Source organism: Roseibium sediminicola, from assembly GCF_023156505.1.
GTDB classification, from domain to species: Bacteria; Pseudomonadota; Alphaproteobacteria; order Rhizobiales; family Stappiaceae; genus Roseibium; species Roseibium sediminicola.
Map to the genome: position 1 here is coordinate 20,579 of NZ_JALNMJ010000010.1, position 24,720 is coordinate 45,298.

Sequence of the window (24,720 nt, forward strand, 5' to 3'; positions counted from 1 at the left end):
CGCAGATCCGGGACCGGCGAGCCAGAAGACTCTACGCACTTGGCTCCCCGATCCCGGCTCGCGCTTTGCTTGGCCGGGATGACGTCGGTTGGGAAGTGCCGTTGCCAACAAGGTTCGGTGGCGCTCGAACTGTCCGTCGCCAGTCCCGGGCCCTATTCGGCCGCTTCGGCCGGGGCTTGCGGAGCGGTGGACTGCCAGGACGGCAGGCTTTCCAGGCGCAGATACCAGGCTTTGACATTCGGATAGGCGTCCAGCGGCACCTGGGACTGCGGGTGCAACGCCAGGGCCGACGCGGCGCCAACCGCAAAATCGGCAACGGTCACACTGTCTCCCAGAACATAGTCACGCCCTGCAAGATGCTCGTTCAGGACGGCGGCAAACCGGTGGAAATTTTCCATGGCCGCGTCGATCTTGGACTGGTCCGGACCGCCCATGCCGAAAGCCGGCTTTGCGATGGTTTCCCAGACGATATCGCCAAGCGCCCGGTTGTAATGCTGCACTTCCCAGGACATCCAGCGCAGGATCTCGATGCGGCCGCGCTTGTCGGAAGGGCAGAAACTCTCAGCGCCCTGCCGGTCACCGAGATAGATCATGATCGGGTTAGCTTCCCAGAGCTTCAGATCGCCATCCACCAAAACCGGCACTTTCTGGTTGGGATTGACCGCCTGGAATTCCTCGGTGCGGTGCTCGCCCTTGATCAGGTCGAATTTCCGGATGTCGGTGCCTTCCTTCAGGCCCAGATGCTCGACGGTTGCCAGGACACGGCGGCTGTTGGGGGACAGATCGGTGACAAAAAGCTTCATTTTACCCTCTCCTGTTCAGACAAATGCGCGGGGGAAGCGCCTTCCGTTGAGACCGGCCCAGAACGGCGGCCTTTACTCAACCTGATGGTTGACTATAATGAATTCAGATGATAGTCAACCAAAAGGTTCACCTTATGACTGTGATGGACATGCCCCAACTCGACACCACCTTTTCAGCCCTCAGCGACGGCACCCGCCGGGCGATTGTCGCCCGGCTCGCCGATGGCGAGGCGCCGCTGTCCGAGCTTGCGGAACCGTTCGACATGTCGCTGACGGCGGTCTCGAAACACCTCAGGGTGCTGTCCGACGCCGGTCTGGTCGAAATCGAAAAACGCGGCCGCACCCGCCATTGCCGCCTGCGCGGCGCACCGATCAAGGAGGCGGTCGACTGGCTCAGCAAATATGAAGGCTTCTGGATCGACCGCTTCGACGCGCTCGCCCGCCACCTTGCCAAGGAGGACAAAGACTGATGACCGTTCAACAACCCGCCCGCGAATTCCTGAAATCCGAGCCCGGTCTGGAGCCGGTCATCGTCGAGGGCCTGTTCCGGGCAACGCCCGCCCGCGTCTTCCGCGCCTTCACCGAACCGGAAGAGGTCCGCTGCTGGTTCCTGCCGAAAGGCGGCAATCTGGTTGCCGCCGAAATCGACCTGAAGGTCGGCGGCCGCTGGTGCTTTGTCATCGAGAAAACGGACGAGAAGCAGATCCATTTCGAGGGTGAATACCTGGCGATCGAAGCCCCGAACCGGCTGGAATTCTCCTGGCGCCATGTCCAGGAATTCGCCGACGGCACCCGCGAGGCAACCGACAGTTCCAAGGTCACCGTTTTGTTTGAGGAGGCCGGCAAGGCGACGGAAGTCAAGCTGCGCCATGAGGCCATCAAGACCGAAGATGCCCGCCGCGGCGTCGGCGGCGGCTGGAACGGCTGCTTCCTGCGTCTGGTGGAGTTTGTCGTCGAGTGAGGCACGAAGAGGTGGACAAGGCTGGGTCTTGCGGCAGTCGCAGGTGTCACCCCGGGCAACCAAAGGAAGACCCGGGTCCTACTCGTTTGCAGCGACTTGGCCGGTTGGCTGGGCCTCATACTTAGCTTCCCACCTCGACAAGCTGAAATGCGAGTGGGCCCGGATCTGCGCTTTGCTGGTCCGGGGTGACACCCGGGTTCAAACCAATCAGGGAGAAGATCATGACTGCCCCGAAGATCGTCAGCCGCGAGGACTGGCTGGAAGCGCGCAAGGCGTTTCTGGCAAAGGAAAAAGCCTTCACCAAAGAGCGCGACGCGCTCTCAGCTGCGCGTCGCGAGCTTCCAATGGTGATCGTCGACAAGGATTATGTCTTCGAGACGGAAAACGGCAAAAAGACGCTCGCAGGCCTGTTTGGCCAGCACAGGCAGCTGATCGTCTATCATTTCATGTTCGGCGAGACCTGGGAGGAAGGCTGCCCGAGCTGTTCGTTCTGGGCGGACAATTACGACCGGCTCGATACGCATCTGGCCGCCCGCGACACCGCGCTCGTTGCGATCTCCAACGCGCCGCTCACAAAGCTTCAGGCCTACAAGAAACGGTTGGGCTGGAGCTTCGACTGGGTCTCGACCGCAGGCAATGGCTTCGGCGTCGATTTCGGCGTCACCTTCCCGGACAAGGAGGTCCGGAATGGCCAGGGCTACAATTATACGGACGCGGCCTTTTCGGAGGAACTGCCGGGCGTCAGCACCTTCCTGAAGCTGGAGGACGGCCGGATCGCGCACACCTATTCCACTTATGGCCGCGGCCTCGACATGCTCAACATGGCCTATAACCTGCTCGATCTCACCGCGATGGGCCGCCACGAGGACGACCTGCCCTGGCCAATGGCCTGGCTGCGGCGGCGGGACCGGTACGGGGTGGAGGGCTAGCTCCTCCATCGCCTTCATCGGCCGCCTAGCTTTCCCCGCTCCACTGGTCTGCGGCAGAGGGACAGATGTGAAAGCTTCACAAAAGCCGGTTGCATCATTTTCAAACCTGACTTATGAACAAAACCCGTTAACCGTCGGGTCACGCTTTTGCGCCACCTTTGACGGCAACAGACCTGAAGACGACCAAAGGCCCAAGGCAGACCCATGATCGCGGCACGCGACATTTCCGGTTCTTCTGCGATCGCGCTGACCCAGCGCGGCGGCCTCCTCCTACTTGGCGATCTCCTCCTTCTTAGATGCCCCTGAGCGTCGGCTGCTCCGCGTCTTGATCCGCGGAACGGGCACTTAGGGGAACGTTTTTCAAAAACCGCATCACGACAATCGGATCGCGCCTCCCAAGCCCAACACCGTTTCACGGCGCCGATCCAAGCCAGGGACGAAACATCATGACGACCACCTCCGAGAAGGATCAGATCCGGATCTTCGACACCACCTTGCGCGACGGCGAACAGTCGCCCGGCGCGTCCATGACGTTGGAAGAGAAGCTGCAGATCGCCGAAATCCTCGACGACATGGGTGTCGACATCATCGAAGCCGGCTTCCCGATCGCCTCAAATGGCGACTTCGAAGCCGTCAGCGAGATCGCCCGCCGTTCGAAGAATTCCGTCATCGCCGGTCTGGCCCGCGCCATTCATGCCGATATCGACCGTTGCGGCGAAGCCGTCAAACATGCCGGGAAAGGCCGGATCCACACCTTCGTGTCGACCTCCCCGATCCATCTGAAATTCCAGATGAACAAGACCGAAGAGGAAGTGCTGTCGATCATCACCGACACGGTGACCCGCTCGCGCAACCTGATCGACGATGTCGAATGGTCCGCCATGGACGCGACCCGCACGCCGATCGACTATCTGTGCCGCTGCGTGGAGGCCGCCATCAAATGCGGCGCCACCACCATCAACCTGCCGGACACGGTCGGTTATGCGACGCCGGAAGAATACAAGGCCATGTTCGAGCAGATCCGCGAGCGCGTGCCGGACAGCGACAAGGCGATCTTCTCCGTGCATTGCCATGACGACCTGGGCCTGGCTGTCGCCAACTCGCTGGCCGGTGTCGCCGGCGGCGCGCGCCAGATCGAGTGCACCATCAACGGCCTCGGCGAACGGGCCGGCAACGCGGCCCTGGAAGAGATCGTCATGGCGATCCGCACCCGAGCCGACGTTCTGCCCTATGCCACCCAGATCGATCCGAAATTCATGGTGCGCGCCTCCAAGATGGTCGCTGGCGCCTCCGGCTTCGCCGTCCAGTACAACAAGGCGATTGTCGGCAAGAACGCCTTTGCCCACGAGAGCGGCATCCACCAGGACGGCATGCTGAAGAATGCCGAGACCTACGAGATCATGCGTCCGGAAGATGTCGGCGTGAAAGCCACCTCCCTGGTCATGGGCAAACATTCCGGCCGCCACGCCTTCCGCGACAAGCTGAAGGAGCTGGGGTTCGAACTGGGCGACAACGCCTTGCAGGATGCCTTCCGCCGGTTCAAGGACCTGGCCGACCGCAAGAAGCATGTCTATGACGAGGACATCGAGGCGCTGGTCGAGGACGAGATCAACATCCTGGGCGAAAGCACCAAGGTGATCGCGCTCACCGTCATTGCCGGCACAGGCGGCCCGCAGAAGGCCATCCTGACCATGGATGTGAACGGCCAGCACATCACCAAGGAAGCCACCGGCGACGGTCCGGTCGATGCCACCTTCAACGCCATCAAGGACATCGTGCCGCATGAGGCGACCCTGTCGCTCTATCAGGTACACGCAGTGACCGAGGGCACCGACGCCCAGGCGGAAGTCTCCGTCCGTCTGGAAGCCGAGGGCCGGATCGCCACCGGCAAGGGCGCCGACACGGACACGCTGGTCGCCTCGGCCCGCGCCTATGTCTCGGCCATGAACAAGCTGGCCCTGCGCCAGCAGACCGGCAACCCGGGCGCGCTGCAGGCGGTGTAACCGAGCAGGGACCCTAGCCAAAACAAACCCCTGGAACCGACCGGCATTCCGGCTCCGTTCCAGGGGTTTCCTGTATTGAAGGCACTTAGTTCACACTTTCGCAAATAAAAAAACACGCTGTTTTCGTCACAAATAAAGCGTCATACCTGACCCCGAAAATTAACTCTATTGCCTGCTCTCAAAGACATTGCAGAGAATTCACAGTTAATTTCTGTGTCCGAAGATTTCTTCCTCTTGAAATAATCCAGCGCGATGATCAACTCAATTGTTACGAATTGGTGACAAGGTCTTCGGCGAACGTCACGCGCCATCTGGCCGAATAAACGAAGGATATATGTACCGCCCGCCCCGCGGGTGACAGATTGCGCAAGAGAAGGTTTTAAACCTTCACCGCAGCCAGCCTCGCGCACTGTTGCGATTGCATGACGAGAGCGCCGTTCGCGTCATGTGCCCAGGAAGACACAGGAATAACGAGAAGTGGTCTGTTTTTGCAGGCCGGGCCACTTCAAAACAAAAACCCAAACATGGAGAATCAACCATGGCTCTGCATCCCCACCGTCACAATGCGCCGGCCGCAAGACGGACGATGTTCTATCTGGTCCCGACCAGCAGCCCGTCCTCGACGACCGACAAAGTGGGGGCGTTTCTGCGTCTCGGCGAATATTCCGACGTGGAACACCGGGTTTTTGATCACGGTCACCAGTCCGACCTGTTTCCCGCCCAGCATATCTCCGACGAAGGCAATGACAGCTCCGTCTATACCAACGCCGCCGGCGGGTCCGAGGGCATCATGATGTCCTGCGATGGCCGCATCCTGGTGAAGGCCGCGGAGAAAATGTATCTGGAATCAGGCGACTATCACCAGAAGACCAACGGCAATCACACCTTCGACATCAACGGCACGCAGAACACCGCCATTCAGAACCACTACAATCTGAGCACCGAAAGCGGTGACATGACCATCACCAGTGCCAGCAAGCTGAAGGTCACCTGCCAGAAGGAAGAGCGCAAGATCAAGGACAAGTCCGAGCACACTTACGACAAGTGGCACCTGATCAAATACAAGGACTCCTACGAGAGCCACAAATGGGGCTGGGACTTCAACAGCGTCTATGGCTTCAACATGACGACCTACTACGGCGGCATCATGGAATCCGTCTATGGCGTGCGCATGCAGTTCGACAAGTTCAACTTCTTTTCCGATTGGGTGTGCCTGAACTGGAAAGGCACCCAGATCGACCTGAAGGCGATCGTGATGAAAAAGGTGACGGCAAAATTCGGGTCCACCGATTGCACGGCCGAATGGAACCAGATCATGGTGGGCCTGGAGAGCTTGAAGGTCGAGAACAGCCAGATGAAAGGCATGTGCAGCAATCTTCAGGTCGAGACCGTCCAGGCAGACCTGAAGAGTTCCGGCTGCGACGTCAAGCTCGGCAATCTCACCTGCTACGTCTGACCCGATCCGGATCCCAGACATCATGGCCGGATGATTAAGCAATTGGCGCTAGCATCCGGTCCAAAGACAACAGACGGTGAGAGAGCAGCTTGCCAGCAATCATCAAACCATCGCGGATCTCGGTAGCCCACCAGACAGAGCTTGCCCGGGACGGTGCACTGACCACCGTCTCAGCCTATGCGCTGTTTGATTTCTCGGACCCGAAGCGATTCCTGACGGAACAGGCGCTCTGGCCGATGGTGGTCGAACAGATGCCCAACGGGGCCATCTTCGACAAGGGACAACTGAAACCGAAAGCCGAGCTGATCATCGCCGGCTGCGCACTCTCGCCCGGAGATGACCCTGTCGAGGGCGTTGAGGTATCGGCCCGCTTTGCCTCCTTTCACAAGCGCCTGGCCGTATTCGGCGACCGTTTCTGGCGGCTGACCGACCAGGGCCTTCAGATGAGCCGGCCGGTGCCGTTCCTGAAGATGCCGATCGGCGACGCCCAGGCCTTTGGCGGGCAGGCTTTTCCGCAAAACCCGCGCGGCAAGGGCTTTGGTGCGCGGCAACTGGTCGATGCCGGCTACGACGCGCCCCTGCCGAATGTGGAAGACCCCGAGCGGCTCATAAAATCCCTCGACGACCAGCCGCGCCCGGCCCATTTCGGCCCGCTCCCGGCCGACGATCCGACCCGCCTGAAATACCTGGGCACCTATGATCAGTACTGGATCGACAACGTCTCTCCTCTGAAGCCGGAGGATTTCAATCCGCTTTATCACTGCGACGCCCCGCTGGAACAGCGTTTCGACACGTTCTTTGAAGGTGGCGAGAGCTTTGTAATCACCGGCATGTCGCGTGGCGCGGCATCGGTCGGTGGTGTGCTCCCCCGCCTCACCGCCCGTTGCTTTTACAAGCTGGCGCAGAATGGCGGCCTCGTGGAAACGGACATGCGTTGCGACACGGTCACCCTGTTCCCGAATGTCGAAAAGGCCGTGCTCACGTTTCGGGGGCTGATCCGCGGCAGCAACCGTTTCGCCGAGGACATCGAAACACTGATGCTGGCGGTCGAGGAGACCGATGCACCCCGCCGGGACGGCGCCTATTACGCGGATGTCTTCCAGAAGCGCACGTCGAAGGACGATGCCTACAAATACGCGCTTGCCGATTACCAGTTGATGCCGATGGTCGATGACGCGGTCCTGAGCGCCAGACGGCAGGCCAAGCTGGACAAGGCGGCTGCGGATCGCCAGAAATTCATCGACAATCAGGCCTGGGCCACCCGCAAGATGCTGGAGGACGAGGGCATTCCCCCCAATCTGGTGCCGGAGCGGGACACCAGCATCCTCGACGATCTGCCGCTTGTCCCGCAGCCGACGCAGGAAGAACTGGAGAGCGGCGACCTGGACATCGCCCAGCTGCTCGACGACATCCAGGCGGTACAAGATGCGCTCCTGGAAAAGCGGGACCGGGAGATGGTCAAGGCCGAGCTGCAGCGCAGGGCCGTTCTGGCCGTGACGCCGCCAGAGCGCCAGCCCCCCAACATGAAGACACCGATCGCCGATGACGAGCTGATGGCCCGCTTTCCGGATATCGAGCTCGACCCTGAACTGGCGGAGGGCCTGGACCAGATCAAGAACAGTCTGGCGGTGATCGAGGAGCAAAAAACAGGCTTGCCTGCGGATGCAGGTGACGGTGACACGCCCGCTGCTCTCGGCCGCCTTGATGATCTTTTCGGCGCGGACGAAGAAACCGTTGAAACCGCCTATCGGAAGGCGGCTGCCCGGGCACTGCGGCAGCCGGAAGGCAGCCTACTGGCGGATTTCCGCAAGGCCGTCGAAGAGATGGATCTGTCCGGCCTTGCCCATGCCGTTCCGGAGGAAACCGAAGCTTCGCCCGCCGACACACTTGGCAACGAAGCCCTCCCGCCGAAAGCGATGCTGACCGAGCGCCTGGAACAGGAAGCAGCGCAATCCAGTTCGCCGATCGTTCAGAAGGACACGTTTGGCGATATGCTGGACGAGCTGATGGCGCATGTCGACAGTGCCCAACCGGAAGGGCTTCAGCCGCCGGCGAACCGTCCGCCGTCCGAAGCCGCTCCGACCTCCATCGACATGGTGATGGATCGACTGGAAGAGGCCCAGGCAACCGTCGACGACAGCATGGTGATGGCGCGCCAGCACGCCCCGACCGCGCTGTTCCCGATGGAACCGCTGCCGGACGGCGTCGCGCTGCGCCTTGGTACGCTTGTTACGGAAAAGCTCAGTGACGGGCATGCCTTCAAGGGGGCGGATCTGGCTGGCGCCGATCTGCGCGGTGCAGATTTCAGCGGCCAGGATCTTTCCGAGACCTTTTTCGAGCAGGCCGACCTGACCGGCGCGCGCTTTGCCGGTTGCAATCTGACCGGCGCGGTCTTCACAGGTGCGACCCTCGACAAGGCCGACTTTTCCGGCGCCGATCTCACCCACGCCAATCTCAGCAAGGTCAGCGCGAAGGAACTCTGTCTCGACAAGGCCATCCTGCGCGACCTGCACATCTTTCAATCCGACTTCTCGCAGTCGCAGGGCAACCAGACCGTGCTGGACCAGGTGCGTTTCATCGAGACGACCCTCAACGGGGTGCACCTGAAGCAGAGCCGCGTGGCCGATTGCCAGTTTCTCACCGGACGCGCCGACGGATTTGCCGCGACCGCCTCAAAGCTTCAGCGCAACATGTTCGTGATGCTGTCGATGGTGGGCATGGATTTCTCAGCAAGCGACCTGGAACGTGTCGCCTTCATCGAAGTGCGTGCGCCCGGTGCCGATTGCCGGAACGGCAAATGGAATTCCGTTGGTGTCATGGGTGCCTGCGACCTGACCGGATCCAGGTTCGACGCGCTTGAGGCCACGGACAGTTCCTTCAACATGGCGAAGATGGCGGAAAGCTGCTTCCTGCGGGCGAAAGGCACAACCGTCTTCTTCAATACCTGCGACCTGGAGGCCAACGACTTCCGGCTCGCCTCGTTCAGGAATTCTCTGTTCGGACGCTCGAATTTCAAGGGCAGCGATTTCTTCGGCGCGAACCTGTTCATGGCGGCCATGACCGGCGTCGATCTGCGGCACTGTTCCATGCGCGCGGCCAATCTTTACGCCGCCGATCTTATGGACGCCAAACTGGCTGCCTGCGATTTTTCCGGCGCCAATCTCGGCCTGACCCTGCTGGAGCAACCAACCCATGCTTAAGGCAGACAGAAAACCGGTGAGCCGGGAAGACGTTCTGGCGTTCCGTGACCATGAACAGCCGGTCATGCTGCGAACCGCCATCGGCCTGACCTTTGCCGGGGAAGACCTCTCCGGCGTCCGTTTCATCGAGTGCGATCTCTCAGGCTGTGATTTTTCCGGGGCGGATCTCAGCAACGCGACGATCGTTTCCTGCAGACTGACAAAAGCTGCGTTCAACAAGGCAAACCTCAAAAACACCCAGATCGTCCGCTGCGAGATGAGCGGCATAGAGATGCGCGAGACCAAGGTCGAGCGGCTCCAGATTGTCGCCGGCGATGCCAGCAACAGCAGCTTTGCCGGCAGCACGTTCAACGAAGTGTCCCTGGCGCAGCCCAATCTCGCCAATACGGATTTCTCCGCCACGAAATTCGACCGCGCCGCCCTGCTCGCCCCCGACATCAAGAATGCGACATTTGAGAATGCGGTCCTGTCGAATTTCATGCTGACGGAAGCGGACCTGCGTCCTGTCAATATCACGGGTGCCCATATCGATATCGCGCTGTTCGCGGAAGCCAACCTGTCGGGCCGCGATCTGTCGGGCCAGTCCTGGCAGCATTGCACCTTTCACCAGGGCTCCTTCAAGGGCACACGGCTGGACGGCGCCAACTTAAGCGCTTCCGTCTTCGCCGAATGCGATTTCGAAGGGGCCAGTCTCACGGGCGTGACGGCAAACACCACCTGCTTCGCCAAGTCCCGGCTCGACGGGGTCGACCTGTCAGGCAGCCAGTTCACCATGGCGAATTTCGCCGGCGCCGGCCTGTCGGGCACCCGCTTCACAAGTTCCCAGCTGTTCTCCGCGGTGTTCCTGGAAGCCGATTGCCGGGCTGCCCTCATGGACCGCTGCGACCTGCGCCAGGCGGAATTCTCCAACTCGGACCTGTCCGGGGCCAATCTCGGCGCGAGCCACTTCTTCAATACAAAGTTCCATGGCGCCAAAACCGAGCAAACTGTGATGCTCGGCACAGCGGGCAACCGGATCGAGACTGATACTGAACGTTTAAAAGCAGAACGATACCGGACCGACAAGGTCGTGCTTCACGGCGAACATCCGGTCAATAGAGGGATAGCCTGATGTGCTTTGTTAATTCTCAGGGTCCGTTGCCGGGCCTGGATTTTTCGGCTCCCGACATCTATCTACAGACGACACCGGCCGGCCCCGTGCCGGTTCCGCTGTTCTCCATGGGCTACCGATCCACCGAAATCCCGACCTGTTTCCGGACCTACGCCCAGTGCACGCCCGTGCACAACATGACCAATGTGGCCCCGGTGACGGTCAGTGGCCCCGGCCCCGGCGTGGCTTCCGCCATGGTCTGCTCAAACAGCCGCAACATCATTGGATCGTTCAAGCTCTTCTTCCAGTGCATGCCGGCGACCCGCGCCCTCGTGAACCCGACGGCTCAGAACGGCCTGTCCCCGAATTCCGTCGGCACGACCCTCGTTCCCTCGCAGGTTCGTCTTTTGAGCCTCACCTGAAGGCCGTAGCAGCCTAAATCTGATATGATAACGCATCAACGCGAAACGGTGAGCCGCGCATGACCCCACAAAGAGACATTCAGGCGGAAGCGGCCCTCAATAAGGCGTCCGTCGCCCAGGCCGGAACAAGCCTCGACACCGGTACCGTCAAGGCCCTGGTGACCGAACGGGAAGCCATGGTGACGCTGGCGAATGGCAATCAGATTCACGCCTTTCAGGCCACCAGCTGCCTGCTGGCACCGGTGATCGGCGACACCGTGCTGGTTTTCCAAGGCCCGGAACAGGCCTTCGTGCTGTCGGTGCTCGCCCGGGAGGCGGACGTCACCGCCGAGCTCGGTGTTGCCGGCGCCAGGGATGTGGCACTGAAGGCGGAAGGCCATCTGGCGCTTGCCGCGCCGGACGTTCAGGTCAGTGCCCGCCGGATGACGGTTCTGGCGGACACGCTGATGCAGACCGGCAAGAAGCTGGTGAGCAATTTCAGCCGCACCCTGGAGACCTATGTCGACAAAATGGTGAATGCCCGCACGATCACAACGACCGCGCAGAGCCGCAGCAGCGCCATCAAGGAAACCGAGACCCTGAAGGCTGGCATTCTGGTTCAGAACATCGACACCGTCGCCACCCAGAACAGCGAAATCTCCATGATCACGGCGGAGGAAGATGTCCGCCTCGACGGCAAGCGCGTCAGCGTAGGTTAGGCCCATTTGAATGCTTCTGGTGGATGACAGACTGAAGGCGGCGCAGGACCATGCCGCCGCCGGCCGGCATGACAATGCCGCTCTCCTTTTTGAAAGCATTCTGGATCTGTCCCCGGGACACCCCGCGGCGCTGTCCGGCCTGATCGAGACGCGGCTCGCCCATAACGACCTGGACGGTGCGGAGAAACTGCTGGCCAGCGCCACCGCAGCAAGCCAACAGGATCCCGGTTTCCTGGCCCTTGCCGCGAAAGTCGCCCTCATCGGTCAAAACCCGCAGGAGGCCGAACGCCTGACCGACCGGGCCCTGGCCCTGGATCCGCTTCATGTGCAGTCCGCTCTCCTGAAGGCAGAGTTTCTGGCCGCGACCGGTGCGCTTGCCGAGGTCGAGGAGCTCTTGAACGGCATCCGCGCCCAGACACCCGACCCGGATATCCTGCAGGGCATCGCCCGGCTTTATTTCGGTCATGGCCTGTTCGGCCCGGCACTGGTGACCGCCCAGGAAGCACTCGACCTGGCGCCGGAAAACGCCGCCCTCAACGCTCTGGTCGGCCAGATCCTCACCGCCTTCGGCGATCACGCAAAGGCGGCCCCGTTCCTGGAAACGGCACATTTGCAGCAGCCTGCAAATCCCGAATACCTGATCGCCCTGGCCAACAACGCGGCCGAGACAGGACAGATCACGGAGGCCGGCCGCTTCGCCCAGCGAGCCAGGACATTGTTCCCGGAGCTGATGCCGGCCTGGCTTTGTTATATCCGGGTGAAGGCGGACCGTGGCGAGGCTACCGACGCCCTGCAAGAATTCGCTCCGGTGGCAAAGACCGCAAAAGACCGGATCGACGCCATGCTCACGCTCGGGATCGCTTATGGCCTCGCTGGTGAGCCGGACAAGACCCTGCAGCTTCTGGAGCCCTTGCTTGGCGATAGCGACCGTCTCGACGATCCGGCGAAAGCGCGGCTCTTCGACATTCTGCGTGATGCCTATTTGTCGACCGGCCAACCGGAAAAGGTGACGGCGCTCCCGGAAACCATCTTCCGGGCCGCCACCGACGAAAAGCGCATGGCCGAGCACCTGAAGACCGCCGCGATGATCATCGATCCCGGTCTGAGCACGCTCGAGTTCATGGTGCTGGCGCGTTTTCTCGGCCACACCGGCCGCGGCCTCGACACTCCGGTGGTGGGACCGTCCGCGACCGTGCAGCTGACACGCCTTTTCGGATACGAAACCTATTTGCCCAATGATGCGCCGGGTGCGGGCGAGGCATTGCCGGAGATGTCCGGCGGCTTCCCCGTCTCAAGGCTGCTTGCCCTGCCGGCAGGCTTACGCGGCGGATTGACCGGCACGCTGCCCTATTTGCCGGCGCGCGAGGATCTTCTGAACCGCTGGCAGGAGGCCCTGGCGGAGTTTCCTCGGCCCTGGATCGGCCTTGCCTGGAACGAGGCCGCGCCCGGCCTGACACTGGCACCGCTGCTCACCGCTCTGCCGGAACTGCCCGGCACTCTGATCGGCACCGTCTGGGACCACAGCCGGAACCAGTTGAGCGGTCAGAAGAACATCATCGACGCCGGTGCGCATGTTCAAAAGCTTGAGGATCTGGCTGCGCTTCTCTACGCGCTTGATTTTGTCATCGGCCCGGACGGGATGGTGCTGCATGCGGCCGGGGCCGCCGGCACGCCCGGCCTGGCGCTGGTCCCGCATGTGCCGCCCTGGTACTGGTATGCCGAAAACGGCAAGAGCCTCTGGTATCCGAGCATGGACGTGATCAAGGCCCCCAGGCCCGGTCACTGGGCGACGCTGCTGCCGGAACTGGCGGGTGGGGTCGCGGCAAGCCTGGAAGCGGCCGAAATTCCCGGGACCTGACAGAACTGCCACTGCAATGCTATGAAGGAACGTCCGGAGCGCGCATCGACGGCGCGTTCAGACACTTCAGCTGCCAGCGGAGTGGGTTCGCATGCAAAAGCCCGATGCGGCACAAACCATGAAACGGGTCCTGATTGCCGGAAGCCCGGGATCCGGCAAGTCCCGTGCCGCGCGCACCCTGGGCGACCTGACCGGACTGCCGGTCATCCATCTGGACAGTCACTATTGGCAGCCGGGCTGGCAGCGGCCTTCCAAAGAAACCTGGCGGGCCACAATCCAGGAGCTGATCGCCCGGCCGCGCTGGATCATGGACGGCAATTACGCCAGCACGCTGGACCTGCGCCTTCAGGCCGCCGACACGCTCATTTATCTCGATTTCACGACCTTGACCTGCGCCGCCCGGGTGGCAAAGCGCACTTTTCTCGGGCACGGCAAGAGCCGTGACGGTGAATTGCCCGAGGGGTGCCTGGAGCGGGTCGACTGGCCGTTCTTCCGGTTTGTACTCAATTACCGCGACACCCATCGCGACAGGGACCTGCAAAGCATTCACGCCTTTTCCGGCAGGCGTTATATCTTCACCCGCCCCCGGCAGTTGACCCGGTTTTTCGCGCAGTTGAAGAAGTCGATCAGTACCTGAAGGCCCCTGCCAAAAGGGGCCGCGTCACGGCCCCTCTCCAGAGCGTTTCACGGTTAGATTGAAGCATTCTGCCGAGGTCGGTTTGGTTCAAGGCCAAGGGCTTTGTCGAAGGCCGTGCTGGCTGCACGGTCGAGGCAAAGACCGACGGCATTGGACCAAACCGGCCCGGCCCTTCGGGTTTACGTCCGGCGGACGTCTGCATTGTCGTGCCGCTCACCCATAGCCCCGCTATGGGTTTCACGACCCTCCGCGCATTCGTCTCGCCGGACGACAAACAGAATGCTTCAATCTAACCGTGAAACGCTCAGCTACCAGCTATTTGCAGACTTCGCCGGAATAGCGCACCAGGCCCTGCATGTCTTGCGGGTCGCGCAGGTCGACCAGGCCATAGCTCCTGAAGCTGCCCTTATACTCGGCGAGCGTGCCGCGACCCTGGCCCTCCTGAACTTCGTAGCTGATCTCGATCATAAACCGCCCCGGCCGGCCCGGCACCGCGGTCAATACACCGACATCCCTGGTGAAAAGCGCACCGCCGTCAGCCCGACCGAAATAGTGTTCCATGTCCATTTCTAGCCCGGTTTCGGTGACACGCTGCGCCATTATCTTGCCCGCCGCGTTGGTCACCGACCCCATCAGGGTCGCCGAAATGATAACCGGCTCTCCCTTGCCTTCAGAAAAGAAGTTCGGGATGGCGACACCGCCAAGTTCCAGGCAGCCCTCGGCCTGCACCGGAAAGGCCGTCAGCATCGTCAAGGCCGTTGCGGCCAGCGTTTTGCTAAATATCTTCATGTGATCGATCCTTTTGTGTGAGCTTCGGCTCAGCCTTGTGAAATACGGCCTGCGAGCTGGCTGTTGGTCATCGCTTCCCCATCCAGGTTCCAGGTACCATCGACCGTGTGCACGACGTTGGAGAAGATCCTCTCGGGTGGCAGACGTCCTTCGGCGGCATCCGCGATGATTGCCGTGGCTTCCTTGAAAAAACCGACCTGAATGTCGCGGTCGACAAGCGCAAAGGACGGGGTCTTGCACTCGAGCCAGGCCCCGTCCACCGGCTCACCGCCCGACAGGGCACCTGTTTTCGGCAGTGCCTGGATCTGCATGGTGACATTGGGCGTCATCACCTTGTTTCCGGCAAGGCCGTGCCATTTCAAAAACGCTTCCGTGATCCGTTTACCGGCAAGACGGCCTGCCTCGGCGGTCAACATGCCTTCCGTGTAGTTCAATGCGAGGGGCATATCAGGGTCCTTTCCTTTTAAATATAACGTTCGTTATATTTTCTGACGGACCTTATTTATGTAACGATCGTTATTAAGTCAAGATTCAAATAGCGATCGTTACAAAAGTGATGGACAGGCATGGCAAAACAGCAGCAACGCAAGGCGGAGACGCACAAGGCCCTGTTGACGGCTTCAAGCCGGGCGTTTCGCAGCGAGGGCTACTCAGGCGTCGGTGTGGACGCGATCGCAAAAGCGGCCGGGGCGACATCGGGTGCCTTTTATGCCCATCTCGGCTCCAAGGACGGCGCCTTTCACGCGGCGTTGGAACTCGGGCTCGACGAGGTGATTGAGACCGTACCGTCCTATCAGGCGCAATATGGTGCCGGCTGGGTCGCGGCATTTGCCCGTTATTATCTCGGCGCCGCCCATCGCAGGGACCGGGCCTGCGGCTGCGCGATGACAGCGATGTCCCCGGACGTCGCTCGCGCCAGCGCCGAGACACGTGCCGTTTATGACCGGAAGATGCGGCAGATCGCTGAGCTGATTGCCGATGGACTGCCCGGCGACAGCCCGGGTGACCGGCTGTCACGCGCGTGGGCCTTTCTCAGTGTGCTGATCGGCGCCCTGACCACGGCCCGGGCTCTTTCAGAAGAGGGACTGGCGGAGGCCGTTACAGCCGCCGCACTGCCGGTGGCCCTGGCGGCGGCCAGAGGCGGCTAGCTGAGAGAGAGCCGGCGTCAGGCGGACGCCGCCATCGCCTGCTCCATATAGGTCGAGCGGTCGATGCGGTAGAACCGGCACGCAAGACCATGCATGTCCAGATCCAGCCAGAAACCCATGCCCGCCTTTTGCATCACCTTCAGCGACGCGTCGTTCTCCCGCACCGCATAGGCCAGAAAGTGATCCTGGTCCGTGTTTTCAAAAAACCAGGCAATCAGCGCCCGGGTGATTTCCGTGGCATAGCCCCTGCCCCACGCCGCCTGTTTCAAGCAGTAGCCGAGTTCATAACCCTCGGGATCGTTCATCCAGGTAAAGCCAGCACGACCGACCACATCGCCGTCGAGCGTTTCCAGTTTCCATTTGGAAATGCCGGTGTGGAGATGGTCGCCGATATAGTTGGTCAGCCGGTGCCGCACTTCTTCCGGGCTCATGATCGCCGGTCCGGGCGACAGGTAGCGATTGACCTCGGGATCGGAATGCAGCGACTGCAGGTTCTGAAAGTCATCCTCGGTAAATGGGACCAGACGCAGCCGATCGGTTTCCAAAACGGGATTGGTCAAAACGAAATCTTTCAAAAAAAGGGACCGTGTCAAACCACGGCCCCAGGCAAACCGGGTGCCCGAAGGCACCGGCGCACTGCCTATGCACTCATGAGATAGGATTGCATGGACGGGCTGAGCAGCTGGAACACATCCGCCTGCATGCCCTCGATCACCTTGCTTTCGCGATGGTAGAAGCCGGTCTGCATCACGACGTCCCGCATGGTGCGGTTGTCGGTGCGCACCACGGCGACGAGATGCGAGAAATAGGTGTTCTCGAAGAACCAGTCGGACAGCGCGGCACACAGCCGCTTCGGCAGATCCGGATCCTTCTCCAACAGATCATTGCGCAGGCAATAGTTCAGGCTGATCTCGGACGTTTCCGATACCGGCGTGAACCCCGCCCAACCCAGAAAGTCGCCCTCCGGGGACACGGCCTTCCATTTGGCGAAGCCCAGATCGCTCTGTGTCTGCTGTGCGGAGCGCACCAGTTCAGCCGCGTCAACGACCGTGCAATTGGTGGAAAAATCTGTACACCGGTTTCCATAGGGGTCGGAATGAAGGTCTTTGACGAGATTGATATCGGCGGGCGAAAAAGGGACTAGCCGCACTGCGCCGCATTCGAGAAAAATCGTCTGCACCGTGTCCTCCCAGTCTTGGATTTCTGCCCGCAACATCCGTCGAATCGGCAATTGCTGCACCAGGGCCCTATGTAACCCTGAATTGTGCCAACCCGATGGCAGACCAAAGTATAAGAACAAAATCGGCGAAAATAAATTCGTATTACCAACTAGTTAAGGTGATATCTCACGCTGCACCGCACACCCCACAGGTTGACGGAATACCGTCACAATAAGCCCTGCAACTCTTCCAGATTGATTTCCCCCGACGGATCAAGCCGTTGCCAGTCGCCCATCTGATTGCGAAACCAGGTCTCCTGACGTTTTGCGTATTGCCGCGTTGCAACAGTGAGCCTGTGGAGCGTTAATGCATAATCGGCCCGTTCTGCCAGAAAATCGCCGATTTCCGGGACGCCGATGGCCCGCATGGCCGGTAATCTGTCCGAAAGGCCGCGCGCCAGCAGCCTCCGCACTTCTGACAGGCCCTCATCCGCCAGCATCAGTTCGGCGCGCTGTGCGATCCGCTCGTGCAGCCAGGGCCGCGGCGGTGCCAGAACGATGCGGCCGGCCTGATCGGGCGTCAGCAGCGGCGGCGACTGATGCGCCTGCTGCCAGTGGCCAAGCGTCTTGCCGGTCGCCATCAGCACTTCCAAGGACCGTGCCAGGCGCTGGGGGTCGGCCAGTGCCTCCGCCGCCTCCGTGTCGCCAAGATCCCGCAACGCGCTCTTCAGGCCGTCGACACCGTCCCGGTCGGCAAGATGGCGCGCGCTGTCTCGAATGTCCTCCGGGATCTTCGGCAGCTCGGCGAAGCCCTCCGTCAGTCCCTTGAAATAGAGCCCGGTTCCACCGACAAGGATCGGTATCTGGCCGTTGCCCCAGACTGTTTCCAACTCGGTTTTGGCAAGACGCAGCCAGGCACCGGTGGAAAAGGCCGTCTCCGCGGAAAGCACCCCGTAAAGCCGGTGCGGCACCAAGGCTTCCTCTGCGGCGCTTGGCCGGGCGCTTACCAGCCTCAGGTCTTCATAAAGCTGCATGGAATCGGCATTAATGATGACACCATTCAATCGTTTCGCCAGATCCAGCGCCAGGGCGGACTTGCCGCTGGCGGTCGGCCCGGCTATCAGAATGGCGCGCTTATCCATTGTCCTGTCTTCGCTTTCTTGCAAGGAACCGTCCATGTCTCTCGTCGCCACCTTGGTGTCCACTCCTACTGCGCCCGCCGTCGATGCGGATCTGATCGACCGGTCCGCGGACGCGCTTGGCGCTTCAGAGGCAGCGACCGTCCTGATGACCGGTGTTGCAGCCGATATCGTCTTTGACGCGACCGATGCAAGTGCGGCGGAGAAAACCTTGCGGGAAATTGTCGGCAAGGCGCCCGTCGATGTCTTTGTGCAGCCGCAGGCCGGACGCCGCAAGCGTCTGCTGATCGCGGACATGGATTCCACCATGATACGCCAGGAATGTATCGACGAACTGGCCGCCGAACTGGGCCTCAAGGACCGGATCGCTGAAATCACCGAGCGGGCAATGCGAGGTGAAATCGAATTCGAGCCGGCCCTGATCGAACGCGTCGGTCTGCTTGAAGGCCTGCCGGTCTCCGCCATCGACACCGTGTTGAGCAACCGCATCCAGCTTATGCCGGGAGGGCGCACGCTGGTGCAGACCATGAAGGCCAACGGCGCCTATTGCGCCCTGGTCTCCGGCGGCTTCACCCATTTCACCAAGGCTGTCGCCAACATGATCGGCTTTGACGAACACCAGGCCAACACGCTTCTGGAGCGGGACGGCCGGCTGACCGGCAAGGTCGGCCAGCCTATTCTCGGCCGCGAAGCCAAGCGGGCCCGGCTGGAACTCCTGGCGGCCGAAAAGGGCCTCGCCTTTGAAGATACGCTCGCCGTCGGCGACGGTGCCAACGATCTTTCCATGATCGAGCGCGCCGGCACGGGCGTTGCCTATCGCGCCAAACCCGCCGTCGCCGAAGCCGCCGACATCCGCATCCACCACGGCGATCTCACCGCGCTGCTCTATCTGCAGGGCTATGCGGAGAGGGATTTTGTGCTGAGTTAGGAAGACGCCGTTCGGCTTTTGCTCGCTCATTCTGGATCAGCGTTCAGCGGTCGGAAAAAGGCACACCCCAACCCTCGTCATCCCGGCCAAGCGAAGCGCGAGCCGGGATCGGGGAGCCACAAGACTTGCCGATAGCAACGAGATTCGTTTTACGGGCTACAGCTCCCCGGTCCCGGATCTCCGCTGCGCTGCGTCCGGGATGACGATGGAGAGGTAAGTTTGTTCCCAAACAAAAAAGGCGCCGTTACCGGCGCCTTTTCTTTTCTGGCAACTAAGGCCGGTCCTACTCGTCCTCGATCCGTACCGGCACGAAGCGGACATCGCCGGTCGGGTTGGACAAAAGCAGCAGAGCCGAACGGCGGCCACCGTCCTTCAGCTTCTTGATCTCGGCCTGGACATCGGCAGGCGTCTCCACCGGTTCCTGGGCGACTTCCTTGATGACGTCACCGGCCATGACCCGTTTTTCTTCCGCGGACGAGCCGGGTTCGACCTCGGTAACGACCACGCCGGTCACGTCTTCCTCGATCGAAAACTGTTCGCGCAGGCTGTCATCGAGTTCGGCAAGCATCATGCCGAGGACCTTGCTTTGCTCGGCGGGTGCGGTTTCCGGCTCTCCCTCCGTGGTCGCGCTGGCCTCGGTGACCTCGTTTTCAACGAGACGCTCGAGGGTGACGCTGATGGTGACTTCCTCGCCCTTGCGCAGGACAATCACCTCGACCTCCTTGCCGATCGCAGTCTCGGCAACCATGCGCGGCAGTTCCCGCATGGCTTCGACTTCACGGCCATCGAACTTGATAATGACGTCGCCCGGCTCGATCTTGGCCTTGGCGGCGGGGCCGTCCTCGGTCACACCGGCCACCAGCGCGCCCATGGCTTCGTCCATGGCCAGGCTGTCGGCGATCTCGTCGGTGACTTCCTGAATGCGCACGCCCAGCCAGCCGCGGCGGGTTTCGCCATACTCACGCAGCTGTTCGATGACATTCATCGCGGTCTTGGCCGGAATGGCAAAGCCGATGCCGATGGAACCGCCAGACGGCGAGATGATGGCGGTGTTGATACCGACCACATTGCCGTCCATGTCGAACAGCGGACCACCGGAATTGCCCCTGTTGATGGAGGCATCGGTCTGGATGAAGTTGTCATACGGGCCGGAATTGATGTCGCGGTTACGTGCCGACACGATCCCGACGGTAACCGTTCCGCCAAGGCCGAACGGATTGCCGATGGCCATCACCCAGTCACCGACGCGGATCGCGTCGCTGTCGCCGAAACTAACGTCCTTGAGCGGTGTCTCCGGTTCGACTTTCAGTACCGCGAGATCGGTTTTTTCATCGGTACCGATGAGCTCCGCGCGCAACTTGGTGCCGTCATTGAAATTCGCGGTGATTTCGTCCGCGCCCTCAATGACATGATTGTTGGTGATGATGATGCCTTCCTTGCCGTCGATCACAAAGCCGGACCCGAGCGATTGCACCCGGCGCGGCTGATCGTTGTCGCGATTTTGACGGTTGAAAAACTCCTCGAAGAATTCCTGGAACGGAGATCCGTCCGGAACCTCGGGCATCGGCACCGTCCGCCGTCCCTGAACGGTCTGGGCGGTGGAAATGTTCACCACCGCATCACCCAGTCCTTCCGCAAGATCGGCGACGGAAACCGGGCCTTGCGCATAGGCCGCGTCGATAGGCTGAAAAGCAGCCATTCCGCCAAGCAGGACACCGGCCGCAGCGGCGGCGACACGGGCCATCCGGCGGCGAACAAAATCTGGAGCCATAGGGCTTTCTCCTCATCCCTGTCGGTGGGACCGCCGGCCTGTCTGTCGGGGCCGGCATCCGATGGGTTTTCTGATCCTTTGACCAGAATATAGAACGGGCGGGGCGTTTTTGCGCCTGCCGCCCGAAAACTTTTCGTTATCCGCGAATGATCCACACAAGAAATACGCCGATCACCGCGGCAATGAGCCCTGTCAGCCGCAGGGTCTGGTCCGGCGTCTCCAGCGCGCTGCGCATGATGGCCTTCATGCCACCGGGCACAAGCGCGTAGAGCACACCTTCAAGCACCAGGACCAGCCCCAGCGCGGTCACCAGCTCGCTCATTGAGCGGCAAGCGACGGCGACCGGTCGGAAACACCCTGGCTGCCATTGTCATTGACAGCCGGCGGCAGGACACCGGACGGGTCCTTGAAGAACCGGAAGAAGCTGGAATCCGGCGACAGCACGAGGCTCGTGTCTCCCGACCGCAATCCGGCTTCATAGGCCTGCATGGACCGGTAGAAGGCGAAGAACTCCGGATCGGCGCCGAACGCCTCGGCGAAGATCTTGTTCCGCTCGGCGTCGCCGTCACCACGAGTGATTTCCGAGTCCCTTCTGGCCTCGGCCACCAGGACTGTGGCATCGCGGTCGGCACGTGAGCGGATCCGGCGGGCGACTTCCTCCCCCTGGGCGCGGATTTCGGTGGCTTCCCGCTGACGTTCGGTCTGCATCCGGGCATAAATGGCCTGGGAGTTGGCGTCCGGCAGGTCCGCACGGCGGATCTTCACATCGATCACCTCGATGCCAAGTTCTTCCGCATTGGCGCTAACATTCCGGCGGATCGCTTCCATGACACCCGAGCGGTCGTCGCGCACGAGCGCCACGAAGCTGGTCCGGCCAAGCTCGGAGCGGAGCGAGGACTGCAGCAGGGTCGACAGGCGCCGGTTGGCGGTCTGCACATTGGAAACACGCTGATAGAACAGCACCGGATTGGAGATCTTGTAGCGGGCGAAAGCGTCCACCACGAGACGTTTCTTATCCGACGAGATCGGCTCAAGCGGCGGCATGTTCAGGTTAAGCACCCGCTTGTCCATATAGACCACGTTCTCGACGAACGGATACTTGAGGTAAAAACCGGGCGTGGTTTTCGGTTCCTCGACGATCCGGCCAAGCCGCAGGACCAGGGCCTGCTGGGTCGGATTGACGATAAAGATCGACATATAGCCAAGCACGGCGACGACGATCAGGATGATTGCGAGAAGAGTACTGCGCATGATCAGTTTCCTCCGGTCCGTGCCGTCGCGGCGGCGCCGCCACGCGGGTTCAGGTCATTGAGCGGCAGGAATGGCAGAACGCCAGATCCGGAGGTATCGCTGTCAATGATGATCTTGTTGTTGGAGCCCAGAACCTTTTCCAGGGTTTCCAGGTAAAGACGCTCGCGGGTCACATCCGGAGCATTCTTGTACTGTTCGTAAATCTTGGTGAAACGCTGGGACTGACCGGTCGCCTCGGCGATGGTCTGCTCCTTGTAGGCGTTGGCCGCTTCCAGGACACGGGCGGCTTCACCACGCGCTTCCGGCACGACACGGTTGGCGTAGGCCTCCGCCTCGTTTCGAATGCGTTCCTGGTCGGCGCGGGCCGCCTGGACATCCCGGAAGGCATCGATGACCTGGGACGGCGGATCAACGCGCTGCATCTGCACTTCCGCGACCTCGACACCGGCACGATAGGTATCCAGCGTGGTCTGCATCAGGGTGACAACATCGTTCTGGATCGCCACCCGGTTCTCGGTCAGGATGGCGTCGATGTTCGAGCTGCCGACCGCTTCGCGCATCGCGCTCTCAGCGACCGCCTTCACGGTGCCTTCCGGATCCTGAATGTTGAACAGATAGTCGCTGATGCCCTCGCGGGTGTTCTTGATACGCCAAAGCACCTTGAACCCAACATCGACGATGTTTTCATCGCCGGTCAGCATCAGGCTTTCTTCCGGCACGTCCCGGCTCCGCACGACACCCGAGCCGCTGACCGTTTCATCAACGCCGACTGTGGTTTCGCGCTGCTGCTCGACCTTGGGCTTGTAGACCTCGCCGACAGGATAAGGCCAGTTGTAGTTCAGGCCCGGGGGGGTCTGATCGGTCACTTCGCCGAGCACCAGCTCGACGCCGACCTCACCTTCGTCGACCACGTAAAAACCGGTCGCAAGCCAGCCAATGACAACGATCCCGACGACGATCAGCACCCCGATGGTACCAAGGCCGCCGCCACCGCCGCCCGGCAGCACGCTTTTCATACGATCCTGTGTCCGTTTCAGAAGCTCTTCCAGGTCAGGCGGGGTGTTGCCGCCCCGGTTCGGGCCACCTCCCCAGGGGCCGTTGTTGTTTCCGCCGCCGCCGCCCCAGGGACCGCCGCCGTTTCCGCCACCCTTCCAGGGGCCACCGCCACCTGACTGATTGCTCCAAGGCATCAAGATTTCCTTCTATCGTATCCGGCACACGATGCCGGACTTGGGTTTTCGCCCGTTCTGACTCACCGTTGGTTATAGGGAGGTTACCGCCTGCTTTCAACGAAAAGCCCGGTGCGACCAAGCGTACCGTAAACGGCTGCCACCCTTGTAAAACCCATATGATTTCCCGTGCCGCAGGTGGGGCTTGAAGGCGGCTCTGTCAAGACCGGCCGCACACTTCGCTGCACGCACACCGCAAGCCTGCGCCAATATCACGGCCGGATCATGTCGATATGCGGAATGCCGTCCTCGATATAGACCTCCGAAACGGTCCTAAATCCAAGCGATCCGTAGAATTTTTCCAGATAGGCCTGGGCCGACACGTGGATCCCGCAGCCAGGCGCAAGCTCCTGCGCCTTGTCGATACCCGCCTGCATCAGGGATCGTCCGAGACCGGTGCCGCGCGCCTCCGGCGCGATCACCACCCGGCCGATCCGGGCGGTATTCTCCCCGGCCTCGACAAACAGCCGGATCGCGCCGAGCAGACCGGACGCCGCCCTGTCAGTGATCATATAGTGCAGCGCGTCCGGGTCCTTGCCGTCGATATCGGCATAGAAGGACTCCTGCTCCAGGATGAAAACATCCTGCCGCAGCTTCAACAGCGCATAGAGCTCGCTCAAGGAGAATGCATCAAACGCCAGCCATTTGGCGGTCATGGAATCGGAAAGGGGCATCGTCTCGGAATCGTTTGTCAGGCCTTGCGGCGGTAGGTGACGAAGGTGAAGTCGGCGCTGTCCTTTTCGGTGCGCTCCCCCGGAACACGGGATGTTTCCTGCCAGAGCGCCGGATCGATCTCCGGAAAGCGTGTGTCGCCGGACGGTTCGGCGTCGACTTCCGTGATTTCCAGCCGGCCGGCCCGCGTGATCGCCTGGGCATAGATCTGGCCGCCGCCAATGCACATGATTTCTCCGGAACCGGCCTCCCGTGCGAGCTCGCTCGCACGGTCGAACGCCGCTTCGAAGGAGGTCGCGCTCTCCGCGCCCTCCGGGGCATAGGCCGGATCGCGCGAAATCACCACATGCGGGCGTCCGGGCAATGGCTTGCCACCGAAGGACAGGAACGTCTTGCGGCCCATAATCACCGGTTTTCCGAGTGTCAGTTTCTTGAAATATTTCAGGTCGGACGACAGGCGCCAGGGCATGTCGTTGTCCGCGCCGATAATCCCGTTGCGCGCCACGGCGGCGATCAGGACGAGTTCAGGCAAGCGATCCTCCGAATCCGGTTTTCTTTCTCCAATCCGCCTCCTAGC

At 61.3% G+C, this 24,720-nt stretch carries 25 protein-coding genes; 13 read left to right on the forward strand and 12 right to left on the reverse strand.

The features are described from left to right. Positions 1–152: 152 nt before the first annotated feature. Positions 153–803 carry a glutathione S-transferase family protein gene (locus M0H32_RS15040; RefSeq protein ID WP_248155421.1) on the reverse strand — a complete coding sequence of 217 codons (651 nt, stop codon included), beginning with the start codon at positions 801–803 and terminating at the stop codon, positions 153–155. 149 nt (positions 804–952) lie between these two features. On the opposite strand from M0H32_RS15040, the gene M0H32_RS15045 reads away from it, so the two are divergent. The 11 genes from M0H32_RS15045 to M0H32_RS15095 all read left to right on the forward strand — a co-directional run bounded on the left by M0H32_RS15045 (position 953) and on the right by M0H32_RS15095 (position 14,057). Next, complete coding sequence (locus M0H32_RS15045; protein WP_425607326.1) at positions 953–1,273, forward strand: ArsR/SmtB family transcription factor; 321 nt, start codon at positions 953–955, stop codon at positions 1,271–1,273. Then, positions 1,273–1,764: an SRPBCC family protein gene (locus M0H32_RS15050; protein WP_248155424.1), complete on the forward strand. Its 492-nt coding sequence runs from the start codon at positions 1,273–1,275 to the stop codon at positions 1,762–1,764. Before M0H32_RS15045 ends, M0H32_RS15050 begins: the two co-directional genes overlap by 1 nt. Before the next feature lie 221 nt (positions 1,765–1,985). Next, positions 1,986–2,693: a DUF899 domain-containing protein gene (locus M0H32_RS15055; RefSeq protein ID WP_248155425.1), complete on the forward strand. Its 708-nt coding sequence runs from the start codon at positions 1,986–1,988 to the stop codon at positions 2,691–2,693. Positions 2,694–3,139: 446 nt separating this feature from the next. Beyond that, a complete protein-coding gene (locus M0H32_RS15060) occupies positions 3,140–4,696 on the forward strand; it encodes a 2-isopropylmalate synthase (RefSeq protein WP_248155426.1) in 1,557 nt (518 codons plus the stop codon). Between the two features lie 538 nt (positions 4,697–5,234). Then, complete coding sequence (locus M0H32_RS15065) at positions 5,235–6,152, forward strand: hypothetical protein (protein WP_248155427.1); 918 nt, start codon at positions 5,235–5,237, stop codon at positions 6,150–6,152. Between the two features lie 89 nt (positions 6,153–6,241). Beyond that, a complete protein-coding gene (locus tag M0H32_RS15070) occupies positions 6,242–9,352 on the forward strand; it encodes a DUF2169 domain-containing protein (RefSeq protein WP_248155428.1) in 3,111 nt (1,036 codons plus the stop codon). After that, complete coding sequence (locus M0H32_RS15075; RefSeq protein WP_248155429.1) at positions 9,345–10,463, forward strand: pentapeptide repeat-containing protein; 1,119 nt, start codon at positions 9,345–9,347, stop codon at positions 10,461–10,463. The genes M0H32_RS15070 and M0H32_RS15075 overlap by 8 nt, the downstream gene beginning before the upstream one ends. Continuing rightward, entirely contained in the window at positions 10,463–10,864 is a 402-nt protein-coding gene (locus M0H32_RS15080) for a PAAR-like domain-containing protein (RefSeq protein ID WP_248155430.1), read from the forward strand. The genes M0H32_RS15075 and M0H32_RS15080 overlap by 1 nt, the downstream gene beginning before the upstream one ends. A gap of 59 nt (positions 10,865–10,923) precedes the next feature. Next, entirely contained in the window at positions 10,924–11,562 is a 639-nt protein-coding gene (locus tag M0H32_RS15085) for a DUF3540 domain-containing protein (RefSeq protein WP_248155431.1), read from the forward strand. Positions 11,563–11,581: 19 nt separating this feature from the next. After that, positions 11,582–13,420, forward strand: a complete 1,839-nt coding sequence (locus tag M0H32_RS15090) for a tetratricopeptide repeat protein (protein WP_248155432.1) — start codon at positions 11,582–11,584, stop codon at positions 13,418–13,420. Between the two features lie 91 nt (positions 13,421–13,511). Further along, on the forward strand, positions 13,512–14,057 hold the full coding sequence (locus tag M0H32_RS15095; RefSeq protein WP_248155433.1) for a P-loop NTPase family protein: 546 nt from the start codon (positions 13,512–13,514) through the stop codon (positions 14,055–14,057). A 315-nt stretch (positions 14,058–14,372) separates the two neighbouring features. On the opposite strand, the gene M0H32_RS15100 is transcribed toward M0H32_RS15095, so the two are convergent. Both M0H32_RS15100 and M0H32_RS15105 read right to left on the reverse strand, forming a co-directional pair. After that, the gene (locus M0H32_RS15100) at positions 14,373–14,846 is read right to left on the reverse strand and encodes a hypothetical protein (RefSeq protein WP_248155434.1); all 474 of its coding nucleotides are present in this window, start codon (positions 14,844–14,846) and stop codon (positions 14,373–14,375) included. Between the two features lie 29 nt (positions 14,847–14,875). Next, on the reverse strand, positions 14,876–15,292 hold the full coding sequence (locus tag M0H32_RS15105; RefSeq protein ID WP_248155436.1) for a 4-oxalocrotonate tautomerase: 417 nt from the start codon (positions 15,290–15,292) through the stop codon (positions 14,876–14,878). 120 nt (positions 15,293–15,412) lie between these two features. Here M0H32_RS15105 and M0H32_RS15110 point away from each other — a divergent pair, with 120 nt between their 5' ends. After that, positions 15,413–15,994: a TetR/AcrR family transcriptional regulator gene (locus M0H32_RS15110; protein WP_248155438.1), complete on the forward strand. Its 582-nt coding sequence runs from the start codon at positions 15,413–15,415 to the stop codon at positions 15,992–15,994. A gap of 17 nt (positions 15,995–16,011) precedes the next feature. On the opposite strand, the gene M0H32_RS15115 is transcribed toward M0H32_RS15110, so the two are convergent. The 3 genes from M0H32_RS15115 to miaA form a co-directional block, all read right to left on the reverse strand. Next, positions 16,012–16,554, reverse strand: a complete 543-nt coding sequence (locus tag M0H32_RS15115) for a GNAT family N-acetyltransferase (RefSeq protein ID WP_248155440.1) — start codon at positions 16,552–16,554, stop codon at positions 16,012–16,014. 80 nt (positions 16,555–16,634) lie between these two features. Then, positions 16,635–17,174 carry a GNAT family N-acetyltransferase gene (locus tag M0H32_RS15120; RefSeq protein WP_248155442.1) on the reverse strand — a complete coding sequence of 180 codons (540 nt, stop codon included), beginning with the start codon at positions 17,172–17,174 and terminating at the stop codon, positions 16,635–16,637. A gap of 206 nt (positions 17,175–17,380) precedes the next feature. Then, positions 17,381–18,295, reverse strand: coding sequence for a tRNA (adenosine(37)-N6)-dimethylallyltransferase MiaA (gene miaA / locus M0H32_RS15125; RefSeq protein WP_248155444.1), 915 nt, complete (start codon positions 18,293–18,295; stop codon positions 17,381–17,383). Between the two features lie 34 nt (positions 18,296–18,329). Between miaA and serB the strand changes: the two genes are divergently transcribed. Further along, positions 18,330–19,220, forward strand: a complete 891-nt coding sequence (gene serB / locus M0H32_RS15130; RefSeq protein ID WP_248155446.1) for a phosphoserine phosphatase SerB — start codon at positions 18,330–18,332, stop codon at positions 19,218–19,220. A gap of 283 nt (positions 19,221–19,503) precedes the next feature. Here the strand turns inward: serB and M0H32_RS15135 are convergent, their stop codons facing one another. From M0H32_RS15135 to M0H32_RS15160, 6 genes are all read right to left on the reverse strand, one after another. Continuing rightward, positions 19,504–20,991, reverse strand: a complete 1,488-nt coding sequence (locus tag M0H32_RS15135) for a Do family serine endopeptidase (protein WP_248155448.1) — start codon at positions 20,989–20,991, stop codon at positions 19,504–19,506. Positions 20,992–21,127: 136 nt separating this feature from the next. Beyond that, complete coding sequence (locus M0H32_RS15140; RefSeq protein ID WP_094071660.1) at positions 21,128–21,313, reverse strand: DUF2065 domain-containing protein; 186 nt, start codon at positions 21,311–21,313, stop codon at positions 21,128–21,130. After that, positions 21,310–22,242 (reverse strand): protease modulator HflC, encoded by a 933-nt coding sequence (gene hflC / locus M0H32_RS15145; RefSeq protein ID WP_248155450.1) that lies wholly within the window; start codon positions 22,240–22,242, stop codon positions 21,310–21,312. The genes M0H32_RS15140 and hflC overlap by 4 nt, the downstream gene beginning before the upstream one ends. A gap of 2 nt (positions 22,243–22,244) precedes the next feature. Continuing rightward, positions 22,245–23,432, reverse strand: a complete 1,188-nt coding sequence (gene hflK / locus M0H32_RS15150) for an FtsH protease activity modulator HflK (RefSeq protein WP_248155452.1) — start codon at positions 23,430–23,432, stop codon at positions 22,245–22,247. Positions 23,433–23,683: 251 nt separating this feature from the next. Beyond that, complete coding sequence (locus tag M0H32_RS15155; protein ID WP_248155454.1) at positions 23,684–24,145, reverse strand: GNAT family N-acetyltransferase; 462 nt, start codon at positions 24,143–24,145, stop codon at positions 23,684–23,686. Positions 24,146–24,162: 17 nt separating this feature from the next. Continuing rightward, positions 24,163–24,675, reverse strand: coding sequence for a dihydrofolate reductase (locus tag M0H32_RS15160; RefSeq protein WP_248155456.1), 513 nt, complete (start codon positions 24,673–24,675; stop codon positions 24,163–24,165). Positions 24,676–24,720 lie beyond the last annotated feature (45 nt).

Coding starts and splice junctions, on each gene's coding strand:
- M0H32_RS15040 (WP_248155421.1), bottom strand. CDS start 803: ATGAAGCTTTTTGTCACCGATCTGTCCCCCAACAGCCGCCGTGTCCTG.
- M0H32_RS15045 (WP_425607326.1), top strand. CDS start 953: ATGCCCCAACTCGACACCACCTTTTCAGCCCTCAGCGACGGCACCCGC.
- M0H32_RS15050 (WP_248155424.1), top strand. CDS start 1,273: ATGACCGTTCAACAACCCGCCCGCGAATTCCTGAAATCCGAGCCCGGT.
- M0H32_RS15055 (WP_248155425.1), top strand. CDS start 1,986: ATGACTGCCCCGAAGATCGTCAGCCGCGAGGACTGGCTGGAAGCGCGC.
- M0H32_RS15060 (WP_248155426.1), top strand. CDS start 3,140: ATGACGACCACCTCCGAGAAGGATCAGATCCGGATCTTCGACACCACC.
- M0H32_RS15065 (WP_248155427.1), top strand. CDS start 5,235: ATGGCTCTGCATCCCCACCGTCACAATGCGCCGGCCGCAAGACGGACG.
- M0H32_RS15075 (WP_248155429.1), top strand. CDS start 9,345: ATGCTTAAGGCAGACAGAAAACCGGTGAGCCGGGAAGACGTTCTGGCG.
- M0H32_RS15080 (WP_248155430.1), top strand. CDS start 10,463: ATGTGCTTTGTTAATTCTCAGGGTCCGTTGCCGGGCCTGGATTTTTCG.
- M0H32_RS15085 (WP_248155431.1), top strand. CDS start 10,924: ATGACCCCACAAAGAGACATTCAGGCGGAAGCGGCCCTCAATAAGGCG.
- M0H32_RS15095 (WP_248155433.1), top strand. CDS start 13,512: ATGCAAAAGCCCGATGCGGCACAAACCATGAAACGGGTCCTGATTGCC.
- M0H32_RS15100 (WP_248155434.1), bottom strand. CDS start 14,846: ATGAAGATATTTAGCAAAACGCTGGCCGCAACGGCCTTGACGATGCTG.
- M0H32_RS15105 (WP_248155436.1), bottom strand. CDS start 15,292: ATGCCCCTCGCATTGAACTACACGGAAGGCATGTTGACCGCCGAGGCA.
- M0H32_RS15110 (WP_248155438.1), top strand. CDS start 15,413: ATGGCAAAACAGCAGCAACGCAAGGCGGAGACGCACAAGGCCCTGTTG.
- miaA (WP_248155444.1), bottom strand. CDS start 18,295: ATGGATAAGCGCGCCATTCTGATAGCCGGGCCGACCGCCAGCGGCAAG.
- serB (WP_248155446.1), top strand. CDS start 18,330: ATGTCTCTCGTCGCCACCTTGGTGTCCACTCCTACTGCGCCCGCCGTC.
- M0H32_RS15135 (WP_248155448.1), bottom strand. CDS start 20,991: ATGGCTCCAGATTTTGTTCGCCGCCGGATGGCCCGTGTCGCCGCCGCT.
- M0H32_RS15140 (WP_094071660.1), bottom strand. CDS start 21,313: ATGAGCGAGCTGGTGACCGCGCTGGGGCTGGTCCTGGTGCTTGAAGGT.
- hflC (WP_248155450.1), bottom strand. CDS start 22,242: ATGCGCAGTACTCTTCTCGCAATCATCCTGATCGTCGTCGCCGTGCTT.
- hflK (WP_248155452.1), bottom strand. CDS start 23,432: ATGCCTTGGAGCAATCAGTCAGGTGGCGGTGGCCCCTGGAAGGGTGGC.
- M0H32_RS15155 (WP_248155454.1), bottom strand. CDS start 24,145: ATGCCCCTTTCCGATTCCATGACCGCCAAATGGCTGGCGTTTGATGCA.